This window comes from Streptococcus sp. oral taxon 058 str. F0407 (assembly GCF_000235485.1).
Classification (GTDB): domain Bacteria; phylum Bacillota; class Bacilli; order Lactobacillales; family Streptococcaceae; genus Streptococcus.
Map to the genome: position 1 here is coordinate 1 of NZ_JH378886.1, position 23,677 is coordinate 23,677.

Consider the following 23,677-nt stretch of genomic DNA (forward strand, 5'->3'; position numbering starts at 1 on the left):
AAGAAATGAAGAAGGTTTTAGGATATTTTTTAGTATTTGTTTTTCTATTTTTGATGAATATTTTCATCTTTAAGATACTAGCAACCATGGGATTTCAGCTGACAATGAGTGAAAAGAGTTATATTGTACCACCGCTATTTTCGATTATCGTTTTGTACATGATTGACAAAAGAATTAGGAAGAAAAAGAAATAAATATATATTTTAGGTAGGACGCTTGTTCTGCCTATTTTCTTTGACAAAAAGTGCTGTTTAGGCATGGATATTGTTTTTTCAGAAATAATTCCCTTATTTCTTCTTCGTTTGGTTAAAATAATCTTACAAAGTTTTTAAGAGATTATTAGAAAAAGGAGATGGATATGAAATTTGGGAAAAGGCACTATCGTCCCCAGGTGGATCAGATGGATTGCGGTGTGGCTTCCTTGGCCATGGTATTTGGCTACTACGGTAGTTATTACTCCTTGGCTCACCTACGAGAATTAGCCAAGACGACCATGGATGGGACGACGGCTTTGGGGCTTGTAAAGGTGGCAGAGGAGATTGGCTTTGAGACGCGGGCTATCAAGGCGGATATGACGCTCTTTGACTTGCCAGATTTGACCTTTCCTTTTGTGGCTCATGTGCTCAAGGAAGGTAAATTGCTCCACTACTATGTGGTGGTAGGTCAGGATAAAAAGTCCATTCATATCGCTGATCCAGATCCTAGTGTCAAGCTGACTAAGGTTTCCCGTGAGAGATTTGCGCAAGAGTGGACAGGGATCAGTCTCTTTATGGCGCCATCTCCAGACTATAAACCCCATAAGGAGAAAAAACAGGGGCTCCTATCTTTCTTGCCAATCTTACTCAAACAGCATGGCTTAATTACCAATATCGTCCTAGCGACACTCTTGGTAACCCTGATTAACATTGTGGGTTCTTATTATCTTCAGTCTATCATTGATACCTATGTGCCAGACCAGATGCGTTCGACACTGGGCATCATCTCTATTGGGCTGGTCATCGTCTATATCCTCCAGCAGATCTTGTCCTACGCGCAGGAGTATCTCTTACTTGTTTTGGGGCAACGTCTGTCAATTGATGTGATTTTGTCCTACATCAAGCATGTTTTTCACCTGCCCATGTCCTTTTTTGCGACACGCAGGACAGGGGAAATCGTGTCTCGTTTCACGGATGCTAACAGTATCATTGACGCGCTAGCGTCGACCATTTTATCTATCTTTTTGGATGTGTCGACGATTTTGATTATTTCGCTTGTCTTGTTTTCACAAAATATGACACTCTTCTTCATTAGTCTACTTGCGCTTCCCATCTATACAGTGATTATCTTTGCCTTTATGAAGCCGTTTGAAAAGATGAATCGGGATACCATGGAAGCCAATGCGCTTCTGTCTTCTTCTATCATCGAGGACATCAACGGTATTGAGACCATTAAGTCTTTGACCAGTGAAAGTTCACGCTATCAAAAGATTGATAAGGAATTTGTAGCTTATCTGAAAAAATCCTTTACCTACAGTCGGGCAGAAAGCCAGCAAAAGGCACTGAAAAAACTTGCCCAGCTCCTGCTCAATGTTGCCGTTCTCTGGATGGGAGCTATTCTCGTCATGGATGGGAAAATGAGTTTGGGCCAGCTGATCACTTATAATACCCTGCTTGTTTACTTTACCAATCCTTTGGAAAATATCATCAACCTGCAAACCAAACTTCAGACAGCGCAGGTTGCCAATAATCGCTTAAATGAGGTTTATCTAGTAGCTTCGGAGTTTGAGGAGAAGAAAACGGTCGAAGATTTGAGTATGATGAAGGGAGAGATGACTTTCAATCAGGTTCACTACAAGTATGGCTATGGTCGAGATGTTTTGTCGGATATCAATTTGACCATCCCGCAAGGGTCTAAGATGGCTTTCGTGGGGATTTCAGGGTCAGGTAAGACCACTTTGGCCAAGATGATGGTTAATTTTTACGACCCAAGTCAGGGAGAGATTAGTCTGGGTGGTGTCAATCTCAATCAGATTGACAAAAAGGCCTTGCGCCAGTACATCAACTATCTGCCTCAACAGCCCTATGTCTTTAACGGAACGATTTTGGAGAATCTTCTCCTTGGAGCCAAAGAAGGGACGACACAGGAGGATGTTCTGCGAGCAGTCGAGTTAGCTGAGATTCGGGAAGATATTGAGCGCATGCCATTGAATTACCAGACAGAGTTGACTTCGGACGGAGCTGGAATTTCTGGCGGACAACGGCAGCGAATCGCTCTAGCGCGTGCTCTTTTAACGGATGCACCTGTTTTGATATTGGACGAAGCGACTAGCAGTTTGGATATCTTGACGGAGAAGCGGATTGTGGATAATCTTATGGCACTAGACAAGACCTTGATTTTCATCGCCCACCGCTTGACCATCGCTGAGCGGACAGAGAAGGTTGTTGTTTTGGATTAGGGCAAGATTGTCGAAGAAGGAAACCATGTAGACTTGCTTGCCCGAGGTGGATTTTATGCCCATTTGGTCAATAGCTAGAAAGAGGAGAAGATGAAACCAGAATTTTTAGAAAGCGCAGAGTTTTACCATCGTCGTTACCATAATTATTCCAGTCGAGTGATTTTACCCATGTCAATTCTGCTCGTGTTTTTACTTGGCTTTGCAGTCTTTGCAGAGAAGGAGATTAGTTTGTCTACCAGAGCGACTGTCGAACCTAGTCGGATCATTGCCAACATCCAGTCGACTAGCAATCAACGCATTGTGGCCAATTATCTAGAAGAGAACAAACTAGTCAAGCAGGGTGATCTACTCGTTCAGTACCAGCAAGGGGCGGAAGCTGTTCAAGCTGAAGCATACGCCAATCAGTCGGAGATGTTAAAGGATCAAAAAAAGCAGTTGGGTTATTTGCAATCCAGTTTGAAAGAGGGGAGTGATCAATTTCCAGAGGCGGATAAGTTTGGATATCAGGAGATGTTTCGAGATTATCTCAGCCAAGCTAGTAGTCTTAGGAGCAATGTTTCGCAGCAAAATGCCAGCATCTCCTCGCAGAATGCGGCAGCAAGTCAGAGCCAGGCCGAAATTGGCAATCTTATCAGCCAAACGAAGGATAAAATTCGAGATTACAAAACAGCTAAGTCGGCGATAGAAACAGGAGCTCAACTGGATAGTCAAAATGCAGCCTACTCATTTTATCAAACCTATAAAAACCAAGCTGGAGAAGATCCGCAAGCTAAATCGCAAGTGATTGCACAGGTGGATGCACAAATCGCCCAGCTAGAGTCTAGCTTAGCTACTTATCGTGTGCAATATGCAGGTTCTGGAGCTCAACAAGCCTACGCAACGGGACTGGATAGTCAACTGGAATCGCTCAAGTCTCAGCACTTAGTTAAAGTCGGTCAGGAATTAACTCTTCTAGATCAGAAAATTTTGGAGGCGGAATCAGGTAAGAAGGTTCAAGGAGGTCTCCTAGATAAAGGGAAGATTACAGCAAGTGAGGATGGGGTGCTTCACCTTAATCCTGAGACCAGTGACTCTACCATGGTTGCAGAAGGAACCTTGCTAGCCCAACTCTACCCAGCCTTGGAAAGAGAAGGCAAAACTAAACTCACGGCTTATCTTAGTTCCAAAGATGTTGCAAGACTCAAGGTCGGTGATTCTGTTCGCTTTACTACAACCAAGGATACCAACAGAGAGCTCGTTCTTGTTTCTGCGATTACAAATATTGATGCGACAGCTACCAAGACTGAAAAGGGAAATTTCTTTAAAATTGAGGCGGAGACCAATCTGACTTCTGAGCAGGCAGAAAGTCTTCGCTATGGTTCAGAAGGACGTCTGACGCTAATCACAGGGAAGAAAAGTTATCTGAGATACTACTTAGATCAATTTTTAAACAGAGAATAATGTTTGCCTTTAATGCAATATTCTGCTTTTGAAACTGTAAAATGTTTTGATTTTACAGTTTTTCTTAATATTAAAAGAAGGAGTTTTGCTATCGTTCGCAAATTCTTGCTATTTTTCTTATTTTGTAGTAGAATGAAGTAAAGAAATACGAAAGGCGAACTTTAACATGTCAAAAGAATTGATCTATTCGGGAAAAGCCAAGGATATCTATACAACTGAGGATGAAAATCTTATTATTTCAACTTACAAGGATCAGGCGACTGCTTTCAATGGTGTCAAGAAGGAGCAGATTGCGGGTAAGGGAGTTTTAAATAATCAGATTTCATCTTTTATTTTTGAGAAATTAAACACTGCTGGTGTGGCGACTCACTTTGTGGAGAAACTTTCAGACACGGAACAACTCAATAAAAAGGTTGAGATTATTCCTTTGGAAGTCGTGCTTCGCAACTATACAGCTGGTTCCTTTTCAAAACGTTTTGGCGTGGAAGAGGGCATCGCTTTGGAAACTCCGATTGTCGAATTTTACTATAAAAACGATGATTTGGATGATCCGTTTATCAATGACGAGCATGTGAAATTCCTAAATATCGCAGATGATCAGCAAATCGCTTACTTGAAGGAAGAAACGCGTCGTATCAATGAACTCTTGAAAGTCTGGTTTGCTGAGATTGGGCTTAAGTTGATTGACTTTAAACTGGAATTTGGTTTTGACAAGGATGGCAAGATTATCTTGGCAGACGAATTTTCACCAGATAACTGCCGTTTGTGGGATGCGGATGGCAACCACATGGATAAGGATGTTTTCCGTAGAGGTTTGGGAGAACTAACAGACGTTTACGAAGTTGTTTGGGAAAAATTGCAAGGTTTAAAATAACATCTTCAAGGTCATTTGGGAACATTGCAAGAGCTGAAATAAAGGAATAAGAATTGATGGATAAACGTATTTTTGTTGAAAAAAAGGCTGATTTTCAGGTCAAGTCAGAGAGTTTGGTAAGAGAGCTCCAGCACAACTTGGGACTGACAACTTTGAAAAGTATTCGCATTGTGCAAGTTTATGATGTCTTGGATTTGGCAGAGGATTTGTTTGCGCCCGCAGAGAAACATATCTTCTCTGAGCAGGTGACAGACCATGTCTTGGATGAAGCGGCTGTACGAGCGGATCTGGCTAACTATGCTTTTTTTGCTATCGAAAGCTTGCCTGGTCAATTTGACCAACGTGCAGCATCTTCACAAGAAGCCTTGCTCTTGCTAGGTAGCTCAAGTGACGTGACGGTCAACACAGCCCAACTTTACTTGGTTAATAAAGATATTGATGCGACTGAGCTAGAAGCGGTTAAGAACTACCTGCTCAATCCAGTTGATTCTCGTTTCAAGGATATCACAACAGGGATTGCCAAGCAGGAATTCTCAGAGTCAGATAAGACCATTCCGAAATTGACTTTCTTTGAAAGCTATACAGCAGAAGCCTTTGCTCGCTACAAGTCCGAACAAGGGATGGCCATGGAAGTGGATGATTTGCTCTTTATCCAAGACTACTTCAAGTCAATCGGGCGTGTGCCGACGGAAACAGAGCTCAAGGTCTTGGACACTTACTGGTCTGACCACTGTCGTCACACGACTTTTGAGACAGAGTTGAAAAATATCGACTTCTCAGCTTCTAAATTCCAAAAGCAATTGCAGGCGACTTATGATAAGTATATTGCCATGCGTGAGGAACTAGGTCGGTCTGAAAAGCCACAAACCTTGATGGATATGGCGACTATTTTCGGTCGTTATGAGCGTGCTAATGGTCGTTTGGACGACATGGAAGTGTCTGATGAAATAAACGCCTGCTCAGTAGAAATCGAAGTGGACGTTGATGGTATCAAGGAACCATGGCTCCTCATGTTCAAGAATGAAACTCACAACCACCCAACGGAAATTGAACCATTTGGTGGGGCTGCTACCTGTATCGGTGGAGCCATTCGTGACCCATTGTCAGGGCGTTCTTATGTTTACCAAGCCATGCGTATCTCAGGTGCGGGTGATATTACAGCACCGATTTCAGAAACGCGCGCTGGTAAATTACCACAACAAGTCATTTCGAAAACAGCGGCTCATGGTTATTCTTCATATGGGAACCAGATTGGGCTTGCGACGACTTACGTTCGTGAATACTTCCACCCAGGCTTTGTAGCAAAACGCATGGAGCTAGGTGCAGTTGTCGGTGCGGCTCCTAAGGGCAACGTTGTCCGTGAAAAACCGGAAGCAGGCGATGTGATTATTCTACTCGGTGGGAAGACTGGACGTGATGGTGTCGGTGGTGCAACGGGATCTTCTAAGGTTCAAACAGTTGAGTCTGTAGAGACTGCCGGTGCTGAGGTTCAAAAAGGGAATGCCATCGAAGAGCGCAAGATCCAACGTCTTTTCCGCAATGGCGATGTTACTCGTCTTATCAAGAAGTCCAATGACTTTGGAGCAGGTGGTGTCTGTGTGGCTATCGGTGAATTGGCAGATGGTCTTGAAATCGACCTCAACAAGGTTCCTCTTAAATACCAAGGTTTGAATGGTACAGAAATTGCCATTTCTGAATCTCAAGAACGGATGGCAGTTGTGGTGCGTCCTGAGGACGTAGATGCCTTCGTTGCAGAATGTAACAAAGAAAATATTGATGCTGTTGTTGTGGCAACAGTGACTGAAAAACCAAATCTTGTCATGCACTGGAATGGTGAAACCATTGTTGACTTGGAACGTCGTTTCCTTGATACCAACGGTGTGCGCGTAGTCGTTGATGCCAAGGTGGTAGACAAGGGTGTCAAACTTCCAGAAGAGCGTAAAACAAGTGCTGAAACACTTGAAGCAGATACCCTTTCAGTTCTATCTGACCTCAACCATGCTAGTCAAAAAGGCTTGCAGACTATCTTTGATAGTTCAGTTGGTCGTTCAACGGTTAATCATCCACTTGGTGGTCGCTATCAACTCACACCAACTGAGGCATCTGTGCAGAAATTGCCAGTTCAACACGGCGTGACTCATACTGCGTCTGTCATGGCTCAAGGGTTCAATCCATATGTGGCAGAATGGTCTCCATACCACGGTGCTGCTTATGCGGTTATCGAAGCAACTGCTCGTTTGGTGGCTACTGGTGCCAACTGGTCCAAGGCTCGTTTCTCTTACCAAGAGTATTTTGAGCGGATGGACAAACAAGCTGAGCGTTTTGGTCAGCCAGTAGCAGCTCTTCTAGGCTCTATCGAAGCACAAATCCAACTTGGCTTGCCATCTATCGGTGGTAAGGACTCTATGTCTGGTACCTTTGAAGAATTGACCGTACCACCAACCTTGGTCGCCTTTGGGGTGACGACGGCAGATAGCCGTAAGGTCCTCTCTCCTGAGTTCAAGACTGCTGGTGAAAACATCTACTACATACCAGGTCAAGCCTTGGCACAAGAAATTGACTTTGATCTTATCAAGTCTAATTTTGCTCAATTTGAAGCCATCCAAGCTGATCACAAAGTAACATCTGCATCAGCTGTCAAATATGGTGGTGTCCTTGAAAGCTTGGCTCTTGCTACCTTTGGAAACCATATCGGTGCAGAGGTTATCTTGCCTGAACTTGAAACAGCTTTGACAGCTCAATTGGGCGGATTTGTCTTCACCTCTCCTCAAGAAATCGCTGGAGTGGAGAAAATCGGTCAAACAAGCGTAGACTTTACACTCCTTGTCAACGGTGTGAAGCTAGATGGACAGAAACTTGACAGTTCCTTCCAAGGAAAACTGGAAGAGGTTTACCCAACTGAATTTGCCCAATCTAAAGAATTGGCTGAAGTGCCAGCTGTCGCTTCTAATGAACTCATCAAAACCAAGGAAACTATTGAAAAACCAGTGGTTTACATCCCAGTCTTCCCAGGAACCAACTCAGAATATGACTCAGCTAAGGCCTTCGAAAAAGAAGGTGCAGAGGTTAACTTGGTACCATTTGTGACCTTGAATGAAGAAGCTATTGTCAAGTCAGTTGAAACCATGGTTGACAATATAGGCAAGGCAAACATTCTCTTCTTTGCAGGCGGATTCTCAGCTGCAGACGAGCCAGATGGATCAGCTAAGTTTATTGTCAATATCCTTCTTAATGAAAAAGTGCGTGTAGCCATTGATAGCTTTATCGCTCGTGGTGGCTTGATTATCGGTATCTGTAATGGATTCCAAGCCCTCGTCAAATCAGGTCTTCTTCCATACGGAAACTTTGAGGATGCCAGCAGTACGAGTCCAACCCTCTTCTACAATGATGCCAACCAGCACGTGGCTAAGATGGTGGAAACTCGGATTGCCAATACCAACTCACCATGGTTGGCTGGAGTGCAAGTGGGTGATATCCATGCCATCCCAGTATCGCATGGTGAAGGGAAGTTTGTCGTGACGGCTGAGGAATTTGCAGAGCTCCGTGACAATGGACAAATTTTCAGCCAATACGTGGACTTCGAAGGCAAACCAAGTATGGATTCTAAGTACAATCCGAATGGTTCGGTAAATGCCATCGAAGGAATTACCAGCAAGAATGGTCAAATCATCGGTAAAATGGGCCACTCAGAACGTTATGAAGACGGTCTTTTCCAAAACATTCCAGGAAATAAAGACCAGCACCTGTTCGCGTCAGCTGTGCGTTATTTCACAGGGAAATAAAAGGTATAAAAAATGACATACGAAGTAAAATCTCTTAATGAAGAATGTGGTGTTTTCGGTATCTGGGGGCATCCAGATGCTGCTAAATTGACCTATTTTGGTCTCCACAGTCTTCAGCACCGTGGTCAGGAGGGGGCAGGAATCCTCTCCAATGATCAGGGACAATTGAAGCGTCATCGTGATATGGGGCTTTTGTCAGAAGTGTTCAGAAACCCAGCTAATTTGGATAAATTGACAGGATCTGCTGCTATTGGGCATGTGCGTTATGCGACTGCTGGCGAAGCTTCTGTAGATAACATCCAGCCTTTCATTTTTCGCTTTCATGATATGCAGTTTGGACTTGCTCACAACGGAAACCTGACCAATGCCGAATCGCTCAAGAAAGAATTGGAACAAAGAGGAGCTATTTTCAGTTCAACTTCGGACTCGGAAATCTTGGCTCACCTCATTCGTCGGAGTCACAATCCGAACTTGATGGGTAAAATCAAGGAAGCACTCAGTCTCGTCAAAGGTGGCTTTGCTTATATCCTGCTATTTGAGGACAAGCTGGTTGCGGCCCTTGACCCTAATGGCTTCCGCCCTCTTTCAATTGGGAAAATGACCAACGGAGCGGTAGTGGTTTCCTCCGAAACCTGTGCTTTTGAAGTTATTGGTGCTGAGTGGATTCGAGATGTGAAACCAGGAGAGATTGTTATTATTGATGACAATGGCATCCAGTATGATAGTTATACGAATGATACCCAGCTGGCAATCTGCTCTATGGAGTATATCTACTTTGCCCGCCCTGACTCCAATATCCATGGTGTCAATGTCCATACGGCACGGAAACGTATGGGAGCCCAATTGGCGCGTGAATTCAAGCATGAAGCGGATATCGTGGTTGGTGTGCCAAATTCCTCGCTGAGCGCAGCTATGGGATTTGCAGAAGAATCTGGTCTGCCAAATGAAATGGGTCTTATCAAGAATCAATACACGCAACGCACCTTTATCCAACCGACTCAAGAATTGCGGGAGCAAGGGGTGCGGATGAAACTGTCTGCTGTTTCGGGTGTCGTTAAAGGCAAACGTGTGGTGATGGTGGATGATTCCATTGTTCGTGGGACAACCTCTCGCCGTATCGTTCAGCTTTTGAAAGAAGCAGGTGCGTCTGAGGTTCACGTTGCGATTGGTAGCCCTGCCCTAGCGTATCCATGTTTCTACGGGATTGATATCCAGACGCGTCAGGAGCTGATTGCTGCCAATCATACGGTTGAAGAAACCTGCCAAATCATTGGTGCGGATAGCCTGACCTATCTTTCGATTGATGGCTTGATTAACTCCATCGGGATTGAAACAGATGCACCGAATGGTGGTCTCTGTGTCGCTTACTTTGACGGCGATTACCCAACACCTCTTTACGACTATGAAGAAGAATACCGTAGAAGTTTGGCTGACAAGACCAGTTTTTACAAATAGATGGATAAAGACTCTCCATGAAAGGAAAGGAAGAGAAGATGACAAATAAAAATGCGTACGCTCAGTCGGGTGTGGATGTTGAAGCGGGTTATGAAGTTGTTGAGCGGATTAAAAAGCACGTGGCTCGTACGGAGCGGGCAGGTGTCATGGGAGCTCTAGGTGGATTTGGTGGCATGTTTGATCTTTCAAAAACAGGTGTCAAAGAGCCTGTATTGATCTCAGGGACTGACGGTGTCGGGACCAAGCTCATGCTGGCTATCAAGTACGACAAGCACGATACCATTGGGCAGGACTGTGTGGCCATGTGTGTCAATGATATCATCGCTGCTGGTGCGGAGCCCCTTTACTTCCTTGACTATGTCGCAACTGGGAAGAATGAGCCGGCTAAGCTAGAACAAGTCGTTGCTGGTGTGGCAGAAGGTTGTGTGCAAGCTGGTGCAGCCCTCATCGGTGGGGAAACGGCTGAAATGCCTGGTATGTATGGTGAAGATGACTATGATTTGGCTGGTTTTGCGGTCGGTGTGGCTGAAAAATCTCAAATCATTGACGGTTCAAAAGTAGCAGAAGGAGATGTGCTTCTCGGACTCGCTTCAAGTGGTATTCACTCAAATGGCTACTCACTCGTCCGTCGTGTTTTTGCGGACTACACAGGTGAGGAAGTTTTGCCAGAATTGGAAGGCAAGAAACTCAAGGAAGTTCTTCTTGAGCCGACTCGTATCTATGTCAAGGCTGTTTTGCCGCTCATCAAGGAAGAGTTGGTCAACGGTATTGCTCACATCACAGGTGGTGGCTTTATCGAAAATGTCCCTCGTATGTTTGCAGCTGACCTAGCTGCTGAGATTGATGAAAGCAAAGTTCCAGTTCTTCCGATTTTCAAAGCCCTTGAAAAATACGGTCAGATCAAACACGAAGAAATGTTTGAAATCTTTAATATGGGCGTAGGACTTATGTTGGCAGTTAGCCCTGAAAATGTAGATCGTGTCAAAGAATTGTTGGCTGAACCAGTCTATGAAATTGGTCGCATCGTCAAGAAAGAAAACGAAAGTGTCATCATCAAATGAAAAAAATAGCGGTTTTTGCCTCTGGTAATGGCTCAAATTTTCAGGTGATTGCCGAAGAATTTCCAGTGGAATTTGTCTTTTCAGACCATCGTGATGCCTATGTGCTCGAGCGTGCAGACAAGCTCGGCGTTCTGTCCTATGCTTTTGAACTCAAGGAGTTTGAGAACAAGGCAGACTACGAAGTAGCACTTGTCGAACTCTTGGAAGAACACCAGATTGACTTGGTTTGTCTAGCAGGCTACATGAAAATCGTTGGGCCAACCTTATTGGCGGCTTATGAGGGTCGAATCATCAACATTCATCCAGCCTACCTGCCCGAATTTCCAGGGGCTCATGGGATTGAGGATGCTTGGAATGCTGGTGTTAGTGAGAGCGGCGTGACCATTCACTGGGTGGATTCGGGTGTGGATACAGGAAAGGTTATCAAGCAAGTCCGTGTGCCACGATTAGCTGATGATATCATTGACAGCTTTGAAGCTCGGATTCATGAAGCGGAGTACAAGTTGTATCCAGAGGTTATTAGAGAATTGTTGGACAAGTAAATGAAAGGAAAAAACATGACTAAACGCGCACTAATTAGCGTCTCAGACAAAGCGGGTATTGTTGAATTTGCCCAAGAACTTAAAAAACTTGGTTGGGATATCATCTCGACAGGTGGAACCAAGGTTGCCCTTGATAATGCTGAGGTAGAGACTATTGCCATCGATGATGTGACTGGTTTTCCAGAGATGATGGATGGTCGTGTCAAGACTCTCCATCCAAATATTCACGGTGGGCTCCTCGCTCGTCGCGACTTGGATCGCCACTTGGAAGCGGCTAAAGATAATCAAATCGGGCTCATCGACCTTGTTGTGGTAAACCTTTACCCATTCAAGGAAACCATTCTCAAACCAGACGTAACTTACGCTGATGCAGTGGAAAATATTGATATCGGTGGGCCATCTATGCTTCGATCAGCAGCGAAGAACCATGCCAGCGTAACAGTTGTGGTAGACCCTGCGGATTATGCTGTGGTTTTGGAACAATTGGCAGCTAACGGCGAAACAAGTTACGAAACTCGTCAACGTCTGGCAGCCAAGGTTTTCCGTCACACAGCGGCTTATGATGCCTTGATAGCAGAATACTTCACTGCTCAAGTGGGAGAAAGCAAACCTGAAAAGTTGACCTTGACTTATGACCTCAAACAAGCTATGCGCTATGGGGAAAATCCTCAGCAGGATGCCGACTTCTACCAAAAAGCTTTGCCGACAGATTATTCTATTGCATCAGCCAAACAGCTTAATGGTAAGGAACTATCCTTCAACAATATCCGCGATGCGGATGCTGCCATTCGTATTATCCGTGATTTCAAAGACCGTCCAACAGTTGTGGCGCTCAAACACATGAACCCATGTGGGATTGGTCAGGCTGATGACATCGAGACTGCTTGGGACTACGCTTATGAGTCTGACCCAGTGTCTATCTTCGGTGGGATTGTCGTTCTCAACCGTCAGGTGGATGCTGCGACAGCTGAGAAGATGCATGGCGTTTTCCTTGAAATCATCATTGCACCAAGTTATACGGATGAAGCGCTAGCTATTTTGACCAATAAAAAGAAAAACTTGCGCATTCTTGCCTTGCCATTTGATGCCCGAGACGCTAGCGAAGTGGAAGCAGAATACACAGGCGTAGTAGGTGGACTTCTGGTGCAAAATCAAGACGTGGTCAAGGAAAGCCCAGCTGACTGGCAAGTGGTGACCAAACGCCAGCCAACTGAGACAGAAGCAACCGCCCTTGAGTTCGCTTGGAAGGCTATCAAGTATGTCAAATCAAACGGTATCATCATCACCAATGACCATATGACACTTGGTGTCGGACCGGGTCAAACTAATCGTGTGGCCTCTGTTCGTATTGCCATCGACCAAGCCAAAGACCGCCTTGACGGTGCTGTACTTGCTTCGGATGCTTTCTTCCCATTTGCGGATAATGTGGAAGAAATCGCCAAAGCAGGTATCAAGGCTATCATCCAGCCGGGTGGCTCTGTCCGTGATCAAGAATCCATCGAAGCTGCTGATAAATACGGCTTGACCATGGTCTTTACAGGCGTGAGACATTTTAGACATTAAAATTTCAACAGTTTCAAGACAAAGTGAAATCATAAAAATTAGTTATAATAATATTTGTAGAAAGCAAGCCTTAAGGCTTGCTTTCTGGTATAATTGTAATAAATAAAACTATTAAGGAGTAGTTGTATGCCTTTAATTGAGAAATTTAAAATTAATAATCTTTATAATTATTATGATGTTGAATTGGATTTTAAGAATGATAAGACTATTTATATTGGAGAAAATGGTATTGGTAAGACTACTATTCTTGCGATGCTTTACTATTTACTAGATTTAAATTATAAAAAATTAGAAAGCTTCGTTTTTGATAGTATCGAGATTACATTTGAAGGTGAAGAACAACTACAGATTACTAAAAAAGAAATTATTCAGATAAATATACAGAATTCAAACCATATAACCTCAAATATTAAACGTGAGTTGTTTGATTTAGTAGAAAGAATTAAACAAAATCAGGATTTAGTGTCGGATTTATCAGGACTAGATAAATCTAAAAATTTAAAGTTTGATGAAGTATCATCAATTTATAATAGATATCATCTTTTACAAAAATATCCTTTGCAAATGATTGTAGTAATGTTACCTGAAGTTTTGAGCAGAGTCTTTCCCTCTGGCTATATGAAGTTAATACTTAAGATAGAAGATTTTAAAAATAGGTACAAAATATTATACTTTCCAACCTATAGAAGAATTGAGGAAGATTTAAAAGAATTCAATATTATTTCTAGAGAGGCACCAGGTATAAGGGTGTTTAATAATAAATCTAGCGGAGAATTAATACATTTCGGGATGGAAGATGTTGAAGAAAAAATAAATAGTTTATTAAACAAAATTAGCAAGGAAACCAATAAAAGCTACGATGTCATGATTAGTAGATTGTTAGAGCTATTTGCTAATGCTAATAAAGGAAAAGATATACCTAGCAAGGTTTTTGATTCACATAAAGTTGAAATAGCACTTTCTAGATTAGGAGAAAAAATCACCGATGAAACTAAATCTAATATTTTAGATAGAATTAAAAACGGAGAATTGCATAGTGATGTATATCTAAATTACTTAGTCACGAGTATTATTGATAATTATAAAGCTTTAGAAAATATTGACAGCAGAATTAATGAATTTACTGAGAGAGTGAATAAATATTTCTTTGGGAAAAAATATTTTTACAATCCACAGTTATTAGAGTTAGTAATAAAAAGAACCAATAACAAAGGAGAAAGTACTGAAAGTTTTATTGAGTTAAGAAATCTTTCATCAGGAGAGAAACAATTAATTTCAACTTTTTCCAAAATTTTCTTAGAGGATGAAAAGGATCTTATAATTCTATTTGATGAACCAGAAATATCTTTATCAGTACCTTGGCAAGAGGAGTTTATCTATGATATTTCTCAAGCTCAAAAGTGTGCATTTCTAGTCGCAGTAACACACTCTCCATTTATTTATAGTAACATGCTAGATTATGCAGAGGAAATTGATAAGTACATTGTAGAATCTAAACAAATTCACAAGAATGAAATCATGTTCCAATTAGAAAATGAAGGCAATGATGGGTCACCTTTTTAAATAAGGGGGGATAATTTGAAATCAGTAACAATAGAAAACCACCTAGAAAGTTTGACAGAATCCTCAGTTATTTGGGAAAGGTATACGAGAGATGCTAAGATTAATCCCAATAGATATTTTGTATTTTATGAAGGTGAAGATAGGCAATATTATGATTGTCGAATACAACAGTATACTGAAACTTATAACACATATGCAGTTGGTGGTAAGAGTAAGGTCTTGGAATTAGTTGAGAAATTTACTCAAGAGGGAGAATCTACGTTAGCTAATAAATTATTTTTTATAGATAAAGACTATGAACATCACCAAGTTAATCCTGATATATATATGACTCCAAAATATGCAGTTGAGAACTTTTATGTGAGTTCTACAGCAATCAAAAGAATATTGAAAGTACATTTTGGAATAAATGATGATGACCCGGAGTTTGGTAGAGTATTGGAATATTTTAATGAAAGATATAGAGAATTTATGGATTGTCTAACAGATATGAATCTTTGGGCAATCTGTTGTAAATTGAATAAAGTGGAAGTAGATTTTGATTTGTTAGGATTGAAACGAAATGCGGCTAATTTTTTTAAAATTGGTTATAAAAATATTGAACTATCAGTTGAAGATATAAGTTTTAATTTTTTTGAAAGTATGTATGAGGAAATGCTAAGTGAGAAAATTAAAAATGGTTGTAAAAAGAATGGTAGAGATTATGTAAAGGAGTTATCTATTTTTAGGGATAAACGACAACACATACGCTATAATTTTGAGAATGATATGGAGGAATATCGTGTCCACATAGAGGATTATTTTAGAGGGAAACAGTTATTATGGTTTTTGAAGGAGTTTATATTGTCTTTAGTGAGTAAAAATGGAGGCTTTATTCCAAAACAATTTTTGATTGACGATAAAAATATAATGACAGTGTTTACTAATTGTGCGGACACGCCTGAGTGCTTGAATGACTACTTGAAAAGAAAATGTTGTTTGACATTCAACTAGCCTTTATTATATGTGGAAATTATATACGATTAGTTGAAACTTTGAGTAAATTTTTAGATATTAAGAAAATGAGTTTTATATGAGCGATTACTATCACTATATAATTAGGTAAATCACTAGAATGGAGAAGTTAAGGTGTCATATATAAAATTAAATGTGGGGATGTCATTATCAGGCCCAACCATTGGAATAAGTCCAGACCTTAAGGAATTTATAAATATTATGCATAAAAAAAGATATATCAGAAAAAGCAGAATTGAAAATATACATTTTCCTTTAGTTGGTCAAAGTACTATGTCATGGAAACTTAGAGGTGATTACAAGCATGGTTTTTATGCCTTCTCTTCGATAGCATTCGAAGGAGAATTTGGATCAAATCCAGATGTATTTATGATTTTTTCAAAGAATGACAGTCTGATAGAATTTAATAGTAAAGAGCATTCGTTAAATGATGATGATTTAACAGTGGTTAAACTAAAACAAAATATTTTTAAAAACAACAAGTATAAATATGGGATTGAAAAGGAGCTTAATTATTATTCTAACAGTGAATCAGAGTATGATATTCGCCCTTTCATTATTGTTGTATTTGGCGAAGTTTCGTTAGGATTTGCTACTGTCACATTGATAAATAAAAGTTCAAGTACAGCAAATTCAAATGGATTTATTGAGGGAATAATGCCAGGGACGGGAGTAAACCCTTTTCAACCACAGGCAAGAAAATTAGTATGGCCAACTGGCAAAGATCTATTACGTACATTAAAGGAACCTCAAACTGGTCGTTCATTTAGGTTAGATAAAGAACAGGTTGATAATATTTTAAATTTGAAAAAGTATTTTGTTAATTTATTGGAACCGAATATTGCTAAAGTGTTGAAAGAAGAATATATAACGGAGTAAGACATTAAAAAACAAAAGGGAAGAAAACAGTTTCTTTCCTTTTTTTAGCTTAAAACACTAAGTGAAACAAGATTAAAACGAACGTTTGTGATATAATATTAGTAAATAATTCGCAAAAGAGGTTGAGGAATGAAGCTGTTAGTTGTTGGTTCGGGTGGTCGTGAGCATGCCATTGCTAAGAAGTTGCTTGAGTCAAAAGACGTTGAAAAAGTCTTTGTAGCTCCTGGGAATGACGGGATGACTCTGGATGGTCTGGAATTGGTAAATATCTCTATTTCCGAACATTCTAAATTGATTGAGTTTGCAAAAGCCAACGATATCGCTTGGACCTTTATCGGTCCGGATGATGCCCTTGCTGCTGGGATTGTCGATGATTTTAATCAAGCTGAGCTCAAGGCTTTTGGTCCGACAAGATTGGCAGCGGAGCTGGAGTGGTCCAAGGATTTTGCTAAGGAAATCATGGTCAAATACGGCGTTCCGACAGCAGCCTATGGCACATTCTCAGACTTTGAGGAAGCCAAAGCCTATATCGAAAAGCAGGGGGCTCCTATCGTAGTCAAGGCGGACGGCTTGGCGCTTGGAAAAGGTGTCGTTGTTGCAGAGACGATTGAGCAAGCAGTAGAAGCTGCTCACGACATGCTTTTGGACAATAAATTCGGTGACTCAGGTGCGCGTGTGGTTATTGAGGAATTCCTTGAAGGAGAGGAATTTTCACTCTTTGCCTTTGTCAATGGGGATAAGTTCTACATCATGCCAACAGCTCAGGACCATAAACGTGCCTATGACGGCGACAAGGGTCCTAACACGGGCGGTATGGGAGCTTATGCGCCAGTTCCTCACTTGCCACAGAGCGTGGTTGACACAGCGGTTGACACTATTGTCAAGCCAGTTCTTGAAGGTATGATCAAAGAAGGTCGCCCTTATCTAGGTGTCCTTTACGCAGGTCTTATCTTGACAGCAGATGGACCTAAGGTTATCGAGTTCAACGCTCGGTTCGGAGATCCAGAAACTCAGATTATTTTGCCTCGTTTGACATCTGACTTTGCACAAAATATCACGGATATTCTCGATGGCAAGGAGCCAAACATCACGTGGACGGACAAGGGTGTGACTCTGGGTGTGGTTGTCGCATCAAACGGCTACCCGCTAGACTACGAAAAGGGCGTTGAGTTGCCAGCCAAAACTGATGGCGATATCATCACCTACTATGCAGGGGCCAAGTTTGCGGAAAATAGCAGAGCACTGCTATCAAACGGCGGACGTGTTTATATGCTAGTTACCACAGCAGATACCGTCAAAGAAGCCCAAAATACCATCTACAGCGAGCTTAACAAACAAAACACAGAAGGTTTGTTCTACCGTACGGATATCGGGAAAAGAGCGTTATGAACAAATTTATTGAATTTATTAGAAACAATAGTTCTGATGTGATTGCTATAATAAGTTTATTAGTCTCAATTTGGTTAGCTTTTTCTGCGAATTCGATTGCTAATAAAGCTAATGAAATGACTAATCATTCATCCATTCTGAAAATAAGAGATTTTGAAATTAAAATTAAATCTAATAATCCCCATACAGGTATTATCAGAGTTGATAAAAAGGAACTAAGTGGTGCAACAATAATTTTGTCAGGAAAGTTTAATTTAGAGTATGGTGAGATATCTAATTTATATGTTGTGACTAGAGATGTTGTTGAAAACAACCTAAAAGTTGAAAGGTTAGAAATTAATAAGGAAGACAAAAAAAACAATTTTAAAATCAAGGATTATGAGATGGGACTTCAAGAGCTGGGGAAAAATAATTTTATAAATAATCATATTTATATTATTGCTGTTGATGAATCTCATAAAATTCATAGAGTAATGTTTGAAATTTCTATGAGACCGTCATACTATTCATATCCAACTGAAGTAGATCGTGGTAATTTGGAGTATTTCCAGGGTAATGCTACAAATCCAAATATTTCGTGGAGAAGCTTTGATGACTTTGATTTGCTTCAACTTTCCAAAATTAAATCTGAGGATAATTGGAATATTCAAAATTCTAATGGAAAAAAGAATGTAAATTATCAACCGATTTCAGAGGAAACTATTAAAAAGGATATTGATGAAATCAATGAATTATTTGCAACTTACGGATTTAGTAATTAAAGGAGAAGAAATGAAACCAGTAATTTCCATTATCATGGGCTCAAAATCCGACTGGACAACCATGCAAAAAACAGCAGAAGTCCTAGACCGCTTCGGTGTAGCCTACGAAAAGAAAGTTGTCTCTGCCCACCGTACACCAGACCTCATGTTCAAACATGCGGAGGAAGCACGTAGTCGTGGCATCAAGGTTATCATCGCAGGTGCTGGAGGCGCAGCCCATTTGCCAGGAATGGTAGCTGCCAAAACAACCCTTCCAGTCATCGGGGTACCTGTCAAATCTCGTGCCCTTAGTGGCGTGGATTCTCTTTACTCGATTGTACAGATGCCAGGTGGTGTGCCTGTGGCGACAATGGCTATCGGTGAAGCAGGTGCGACCAATGCGGCCCTCTTCGCCCTCCGTCTTCTTTCAGTAGAGGATCAGGCTATCGCGACAGCTTTGGCAGATTTTGCAGAAGAACAAGGGAAAATAGCAGAGGAGTCGACAAATGAGCTCATCTAAAACAATCGGAATTATCGGTGGCGGTCAGCTGGGGCAGATGATGGCCATTTCGGCTATCTACATGGGGCATAAGGTTATCGCGCTGGATCCTGCGGCGGATTGCCCAGCCTCTCGCGTGGCGGAAATCATCGTAGCCCCTTATAATGATGTGGATGCCCTCCGTCAGTTGGCGGAACGTTGCGATGTCCTCACCTATGAGTTTGAAAATGTCAATGCGGACGGTTTGGATGCTGTTATCAAGGATGGTCAGCTCCCTCAAGGAACGGACCTTCTCCGCATTTCTCAAAATCGGATCTTTGAAAAGGACTTTCTCTCAAACAAGGCCCAAGTCACCGTGGCACCCTACAAGGTCGTGACTTCTAGCCAAGACTTGGCAGATATCGACCTGTCGAAAAACTATGTCCTCAAGACTGCGACTGGTGGCTATGATGGGCATGGACAAAAGGTCATTCGCTCAGAAGCAGATTTGGAAGAAGCCCGTGCACTAGCCGACTCAGCAGACTGCGTCTTGGAAGAATTCGTCAACTTTGACCTGGAGATTTCGGTCATCGTGTCAGGAAATGGCAAGGACGTGACGGTATTCCCAGTTCAGGAAAATATTCACCGAAACAACATCCTGTCTAAGACCATCGTACCAGCCCGCATTCCAGCAAGCTTAGCCGACAAGGCCAAAGCCATGGCAGTGCAAATCGCAGAACAACTCAACCTGTCTGGAACCCTTTGTGTGGAAATGTTTGCGACAGCTGACGACATTATCGTCAACGAAATTGCCCCACGTCCACACAATTCAGGCCATTACTCAATCGAGGCCTGCGACTTCTCGCAGTTTGACACGCATATTCTGGGTGTTCTGGGAGCACCATTGCCAGCTATCCAACTACATGCGCCAGCCGTCATGCTCAACGTTCTCGGCCAGCATGTCGAGGTTGCTGAAGAATATGTCACAGAAGATCCAAGCGCCCACCTCCACCTGTATGGTAAAATAGAAGCGAAGCACAACCGCAAGATGGGGCATGTAACTTTGTTTAGTGATGTGCCAGATAGTGTGGATGAGTTTGGGAAAGGAATTGATTTTTAGGTTAAGACTATGATTCAAATAATCGTAAATGCATTTGTTGAGAAGGATAAGACTGGGGCTGTTGTCGAAGTCTTGTTTGCAAGTACTGATCATGACAAGGTACAGGCTAAATATGATGAATTAGTTGCTCAGTATCCAGAAAACTATCTAGCAATTTATGATTTGCCATTGGATACAGATTTGAACACACTAGATCACTATCCATCTGTGTTTATTGGAAAAGAAGAGTTTGAGTGAGTAAGACAGGACATAAATTATAAGATTTGCTGTTTTATCTTTGTTAGGAAATCTATTACTTTTGAAAGGGTGTTAATAGTTAAAATGAAGTATGTAACATACAAATTAGCTAGTGATGGAAGTTATAATAATGAAAAAAGAAAAATTACTGGAAATAAAAAGAAGTTGGTTGAAGCTGTATATTATTCATTAAGGAGAAGGTTGGTATTTCGAGGGATAGATAAAAAAACATATAAGGACTTTAATGACTTTATTTTTATTGGAGGTGAAAAAGCAAGATTTAATTTATTTAAGGGTTTAGAAAATGATTTGGGTTATAATACTCTGGAAGAGTGGAATGAAAAGGAATACGAAAATTTTAAACTAATATTAAAACATTTAAAAGAAAATTTTGAAAATTTTGCCACTTATGGTATATCTGGTGATATTTATACTATAATTGAGAAAATAAAAAATTATAAAGCTACATACAATTACTCTTATTATGATATGTATTTAAAAGTACTAAGCATTTTACATATTGTACAAGATAAAGCTCCTTTTCAATCAAAAATTCCTTGTGTATCAACATCTAGAAGTAAAGATATTGCACAGGAAGTATTTTCTGAAAAAGATGATATTTCATATATAATAGTTGCTTTTACAAATAAGTCCCCAGAATGTATGTAGATCGAAACAAAAAAGATTAAACGATTTTGTGATGAGATTGGAATTGAAGGTTTTAAAGATAAGTATAAAGAGGTAATATTTTTAGATTGTATTTTTCCACATAATATTTTAGGATTAATTGAAAAAAGTTGTTCAGGCGAAGAAGTATTTATAGTAAATCCTAATTTATTGGAAATGATAGATAAAGCAGATTCTTTTGATACTATAATAAAGAAATTAGAAAATAGTGGAGTAGAAATTAATCAAGAAGCATTTTATCAAAAGCTAAAAGAAAGTAGTTTATATAAAAAATATATATTTCAGGAGGAACGTAGAAGATTGATTGAAGATATTGCGGGAGAAAATGAGTAAAAAGTATTTTTTGATTATAGCAATCATAATTTTGTTTTGTATTGATACCCAAGATTTTGTTTTAAAAATATTTAGATTAAATATGGAATTTTGGTCAAGTCTGATTAGTGCTATAATTGGTGCAGTTGTGACTATTTTAGGTATTTATTGGACATTGGCTGAGCAAAAAAAACAATCAAAAATTGATTTACTAAATAGTCATAGACCTTACTTGAGGTATCGTATTTCGATAGGTGTTTACCCATATCGAATTATTGACCAGAAGCAAAGGACTGCAGTTTTAGACTATGAAATCTGTAACTCTGATCGTTCTAGTGAGTGGTTTGTGATTTTTCCTCTAGATGTAGAGAATGTAGGTTTAGGTCTTGCTTTTATTACTGATGTAAAAGCAGAAATTGATGGCAAAACACTAGACAAAGACAAAAAATTTAGAGAAAAGATTATTAATAAAGGTGAGAATAGTGTGTTTTATATTAAAGTTATAGGGGTGAGTCATGTAGATCTAAAAAATTTGAAACTCAAAATTACATATAAATCATTTTTTGGAGAAATAGAAACAGACACTATCTCAGTTGCAAAAAGAGAAGATGGGGAACTTCAATGTTTTAATAGAAAATTTGAAAAAGGTTCAGATTCTTATAAAGAATTGGAGAAATATTTTGAAAAGAAAAATATAAAAAAATATAATGATAAAAGAATATATAGGAAGACAACAGAAGAAACTTTAAAAAGAGGATATATCGTAAAAGAATTATTTAAGGAGGAAACATCATGATCAACCGTTACTCTCGCCCTGAGATGGCGAATATTTGGAGTGAAGAAAATAAATACCGTGCTTGGCTTGAGGTGGAAATCTTGGCTGACGAGGCATGGGTTGAGTTGGGGGAAATCCCTAAGGAAGATGTGGCTTTGATTCGCGAGAAGGCGGACTTTGACATCGACCGTATTTTAGAGATTGAGCAAGAGACTCGTCACGATGTGGTGGCTTTCACGCGTGCGGTTTCTGAGACTCTTGGTGAAGAGCGCAAGTGGGTCCACTATGGTTTGACTTCTACCGACGTGGTGGATACGGCCTACGGTTACCTCTACAAGCAGGCCAACGACATCATCCGTCGTGACCTTGAAAACTTCATCAACATCATCGCTGATAAGGCTAAGGAGCACAAGTTCACCATCATGATGGGTCGTACGCACGGTGTGCACGCTGAGCCTACGACTTTCGGTCTTAAATTGGCAACTTGGTACAGCGAAATGAAGCGCAATATCGAGCGTTTCGAGCACGCGGCTGCTGGTGTGGAAGCTGGTAAGATTTCTGGTGCGGTTGGGAACTTTGCCAACATCCCACCATTTGTAGAGCAATACGTCTGCGACAAATTGGGTATCCGTGCTCAAGAAATCTCGACACAGGTCCTTCCTCGCGACCTTCACGCTGAGTACTTTGCAGTTCTTGCTAGCATCGCAACTTCTATCGAGCGTATGGCAACGGAAATCCGTGGTTTGCAGAAGTCTGAGCAACGCGAAGTGGAAGAGTTCTTTGCCAAAGGGCAAAAAGGTTCTTCAGCAATGCCTCACAAACGCAATCCTATCGGTTCTGAGAACATGACAGGTCTTGCGCGTGTCATCCGTGGTCACATGGTGACGGCTTATGAGAACGTCGCTCTCTGGCATGAACGTGATATCTCTCACTCATCAGCTGAGCGCATCATCACACCAGATACAACCATCTTGATTGACTACATGCTCAACCGTTTTGGAAATATCGTCAAGAACTTGACAGTCTTCCCAGAAAACATGATTCGCAACATGAACTCAACTTTCGGTCTTATCTTTAGCCAACGTGCCATGTTGACCTTGATTGAGAAAGGCATGACGCGGGAGCAAGCCTATGATTTGGTGCAACCAAAAACAGCTTACTCTTGGGACAATCAAGTAGACTTTAAACCACTTCTCGAAGCAGATCCAGAAGTAACCTCACGTCTGACTCAAGAAGAAATCGACGAAATCTTCAACCCTGCATACTACACCAAACGAGTGGATGATATCTTTGAACGTATCGGACTGGGTGACTAATCACAATAAAAAAGCG

At 41.0% G+C, this 23,677-nt stretch carries 20 protein-coding genes and 1 pseudogene; all 21 read left to right on the forward strand.

The features are described 5' to 3' along the window. Window positions 1-5: 5 nt before the first annotated feature. The 21 genes and pseudogenes from HMPREF9184_RS09860 (at window position 6) to purB (ending at window position 23,661) form a co-directional block, all read left to right on the forward strand. Window positions 6-194, forward strand: coding sequence for a hypothetical protein (locus tag HMPREF9184_RS09860; RefSeq protein ID WP_033585902.1), 189 nt, complete (start codon window positions 6-8; stop codon window positions 192-194). Window positions 195-358: 164 nt separating this feature from the next. Beyond that, window positions 359-2,512, forward strand: a pseudogene (gene comA, locus HMPREF9184_RS01300) (peptide cleavage/export ABC transporter ComA). Between the two features lie 12 nt (window positions 2,513-2,524). Next, window positions 2,525-3,874 carry a competence pheromone export protein ComB gene (gene comB / locus HMPREF9184_RS01305; protein ID WP_000801577.1) on the forward strand — a complete coding sequence of 450 codons (1,350 nt, stop codon included), beginning with the start codon at window positions 2,525-2,527 and terminating at the stop codon, window positions 3,872-3,874. Between the two features lie 166 nt (window positions 3,875-4,040). Further along, window positions 4,041-4,748, forward strand: a complete 708-nt coding sequence (gene purC, locus HMPREF9184_RS01310) for a phosphoribosylaminoimidazolesuccinocarboxamide synthase (RefSeq protein WP_000032092.1) — start codon at window positions 4,041-4,043, stop codon at window positions 4,746-4,748. A gap of 56 nt (window positions 4,749-4,804) precedes the next feature. Beyond that, entirely contained in the window at window positions 4,805-8,530 is a 3,726-nt protein-coding gene (locus tag HMPREF9184_RS01315; RefSeq protein ID WP_000361230.1) for a phosphoribosylformylglycinamidine synthase, read from the forward strand. A gap of 12 nt (window positions 8,531-8,542) precedes the next feature. Then, entirely contained in the window at window positions 8,543-9,985 is a 1,443-nt protein-coding gene (gene purF / locus HMPREF9184_RS01320) for an amidophosphoribosyltransferase (RefSeq protein ID WP_000220644.1), read from the forward strand. Window positions 9,986-10,023: 38 nt separating this feature from the next. Next, entirely contained in the window at window positions 10,024-11,046 is a 1,023-nt protein-coding gene (gene purM / locus HMPREF9184_RS01325) for a phosphoribosylformylglycinamidine cyclo-ligase (protein ID WP_033585903.1), read from the forward strand. Further along, window positions 11,043-11,588, forward strand: coding sequence for a phosphoribosylglycinamide formyltransferase (gene purN / locus HMPREF9184_RS01330; RefSeq protein ID WP_000717483.1), 546 nt, complete (start codon window positions 11,043-11,045; stop codon window positions 11,586-11,588). The genes purM and purN overlap by 4 nt, the downstream gene beginning before the upstream one ends. A gap of 15 nt (window positions 11,589-11,603) precedes the next feature. After that, window positions 11,604-13,151 carry a bifunctional phosphoribosylaminoimidazolecarboxamide formyltransferase/IMP cyclohydrolase gene (purH, locus tag HMPREF9184_RS01335; protein WP_033585901.1) on the forward strand — a complete coding sequence of 516 codons (1,548 nt, stop codon included), beginning with the start codon at window positions 11,604-11,606 and terminating at the stop codon, window positions 13,149-13,151. 126 nt (window positions 13,152-13,277) lie between these two features. Beyond that, window positions 13,278-14,714 (forward strand): AAA family ATPase, encoded by a 1,437-nt coding sequence (locus HMPREF9184_RS01340; RefSeq protein WP_001128289.1) that lies wholly within the window; start codon window positions 13,278-13,280, stop codon window positions 14,712-14,714. A 15-nt stretch (window positions 14,715-14,729) separates the two neighbouring features. Beyond that, window positions 14,730-15,707, forward strand: coding sequence for a DUF4435 domain-containing protein (locus HMPREF9184_RS01345; protein ID WP_000844105.1), 978 nt, complete (start codon window positions 14,730-14,732; stop codon window positions 15,705-15,707). 135 nt (window positions 15,708-15,842) lie between these two features. Next, a complete protein-coding gene (locus tag HMPREF9184_RS01350) occupies window positions 15,843-16,607 on the forward strand; it encodes a hypothetical protein (protein WP_000120389.1) in 765 nt (254 codons plus the stop codon). 129 nt (window positions 16,608-16,736) lie between these two features. Continuing rightward, window positions 16,737-17,996 (forward strand): phosphoribosylamine--glycine ligase, encoded by a 1,260-nt coding sequence (gene purD / locus HMPREF9184_RS01355; protein ID WP_000772218.1) that lies wholly within the window; start codon window positions 16,737-16,739, stop codon window positions 17,994-17,996. Next, window positions 17,993-18,757: a hypothetical protein gene (locus HMPREF9184_RS01360; protein WP_001031827.1), complete on the forward strand. Its 765-nt coding sequence runs from the start codon at window positions 17,993-17,995 to the stop codon at window positions 18,755-18,757. The genes purD and HMPREF9184_RS01360 overlap by 4 nt, the downstream gene beginning before the upstream one ends. A 10-nt stretch (window positions 18,758-18,767) precedes the next feature. Next, on the forward strand, window positions 18,768-19,256 hold the full coding sequence (gene purE, locus HMPREF9184_RS01365; protein ID WP_000805614.1) for a 5-(carboxyamino)imidazole ribonucleotide mutase: 489 nt from the start codon (window positions 18,768-18,770) through the stop codon (window positions 19,254-19,256). Then, entirely contained in the window at window positions 19,243-20,334 is a 1,092-nt protein-coding gene (purK, locus tag HMPREF9184_RS01370) for a 5-(carboxyamino)imidazole ribonucleotide synthase (RefSeq protein WP_000099048.1), read from the forward strand. Before purE ends, purK begins: the two co-directional genes overlap by 14 nt. A gap of 9 nt (window positions 20,335-20,343) precedes the next feature. Beyond that, a complete protein-coding gene (locus HMPREF9184_RS01375; RefSeq protein WP_000614692.1) occupies window positions 20,344-20,571 on the forward strand; it encodes a hypothetical protein in 228 nt (75 codons plus the stop codon). An 84-nt stretch (window positions 20,572-20,655) separates the two neighbouring features. Further along, window positions 20,656-21,240, forward strand: coding sequence for a hypothetical protein (locus HMPREF9184_RS01380; protein WP_000878496.1), 585 nt, complete (start codon window positions 20,656-20,658; stop codon window positions 21,238-21,240). Window positions 21,241-21,414: 174 nt separating this feature from the next. After that, entirely contained in the window at window positions 21,415-21,591 is a 177-nt protein-coding gene (locus tag HMPREF9184_RS09615) for a hypothetical protein (RefSeq protein WP_009444112.1), read from the forward strand. Continuing rightward, entirely contained in the window at window positions 21,584-22,366 is a 783-nt protein-coding gene (locus tag HMPREF9184_RS01385) for a hypothetical protein (RefSeq protein WP_000039673.1), read from the forward strand. Before HMPREF9184_RS09615 ends, HMPREF9184_RS01385 begins: the two co-directional genes overlap by 8 nt. After that, window positions 22,363-23,661, forward strand: coding sequence for an adenylosuccinate lyase (gene purB, locus HMPREF9184_RS01390; RefSeq protein ID WP_000610738.1), 1,299 nt, complete (start codon window positions 22,363-22,365; stop codon window positions 23,659-23,661). The genes HMPREF9184_RS01385 and purB overlap by 4 nt, the downstream gene beginning before the upstream one ends. Window positions 23,662-23,677: the final 16 nt, after the last annotated feature.

Excerpts from the sequence above, each read along its gene's own strand:
- HMPREF9184_RS09860 (WP_033585902.1), top strand. The coding sequence starts at position 6 with ATGAAGAAGGTTTTAGGATATTTTTTAGTATTTGTTTTTCTATTTTTG.
- purC (WP_000032092.1), top strand. The coding sequence starts at position 4,041 with ATGTCAAAAGAATTGATCTATTCGGGAAAAGCCAAGGATATCTATACA.
- HMPREF9184_RS01315 (WP_000361230.1), top strand. The coding sequence starts at position 4,805 with ATGGATAAACGTATTTTTGTTGAAAAAAAGGCTGATTTTCAGGTCAAG.
- purK (WP_000099048.1), top strand. The coding sequence starts at position 19,243 with ATGAGCTCATCTAAAACAATCGGAATTATCGGTGGCGGTCAGCTGGGG.
- HMPREF9184_RS01385 (WP_000039673.1), top strand. The coding sequence starts at position 21,584 with ATGAGTAAAAAGTATTTTTTGATTATAGCAATCATAATTTTGTTTTGT.
- purF (WP_000220644.1), top strand. The coding sequence starts at position 8,543 with ATGACATACGAAGTAAAATCTCTTAATGAAGAATGTGGTGTTTTCGGT.
- HMPREF9184_RS01340 (WP_001128289.1), top strand. The coding sequence starts at position 13,278 with ATGCCTTTAATTGAGAAATTTAAAATTAATAATCTTTATAATTATTAT.
- purM (WP_033585903.1), top strand. The coding sequence starts at position 10,024 with ATGACAAATAAAAATGCGTACGCTCAGTCGGGTGTGGATGTTGAAGCG.
- HMPREF9184_RS09615 (WP_009444112.1), top strand. The coding sequence starts at position 21,415 with ATGATAGATAAAGCAGATTCTTTTGATACTATAATAAAGAAATTAGAA.
- purD (WP_000772218.1), top strand. The coding sequence starts at position 16,737 with ATGAAGCTGTTAGTTGTTGGTTCGGGTGGTCGTGAGCATGCCATTGCT.
- purH (WP_033585901.1), top strand. The coding sequence starts at position 11,604 with ATGACTAAACGCGCACTAATTAGCGTCTCAGACAAAGCGGGTATTGTT.
- purE (WP_000805614.1), top strand. The coding sequence starts at position 18,768 with ATGAAACCAGTAATTTCCATTATCATGGGCTCAAAATCCGACTGGACA.
- comB (WP_000801577.1), top strand. The coding sequence starts at position 2,525 with ATGAAACCAGAATTTTTAGAAAGCGCAGAGTTTTACCATCGTCGTTAC.
- HMPREF9184_RS01380 (WP_000878496.1), top strand. The coding sequence starts at position 20,656 with ATGAAGTATGTAACATACAAATTAGCTAGTGATGGAAGTTATAATAAT.
- HMPREF9184_RS01375 (WP_000614692.1), top strand. The coding sequence starts at position 20,344 with ATGATTCAAATAATCGTAAATGCATTTGTTGAGAAGGATAAGACTGGG.
- HMPREF9184_RS01360 (WP_001031827.1), top strand. The coding sequence starts at position 17,993 with ATGAACAAATTTATTGAATTTATTAGAAACAATAGTTCTGATGTGATT.
- purN (WP_000717483.1), top strand. The coding sequence starts at position 11,043 with ATGAAAAAAATAGCGGTTTTTGCCTCTGGTAATGGCTCAAATTTTCAG.
- purB (WP_000610738.1), top strand. The coding sequence starts at position 22,363 with ATGATCAACCGTTACTCTCGCCCTGAGATGGCGAATATTTGGAGTGAA.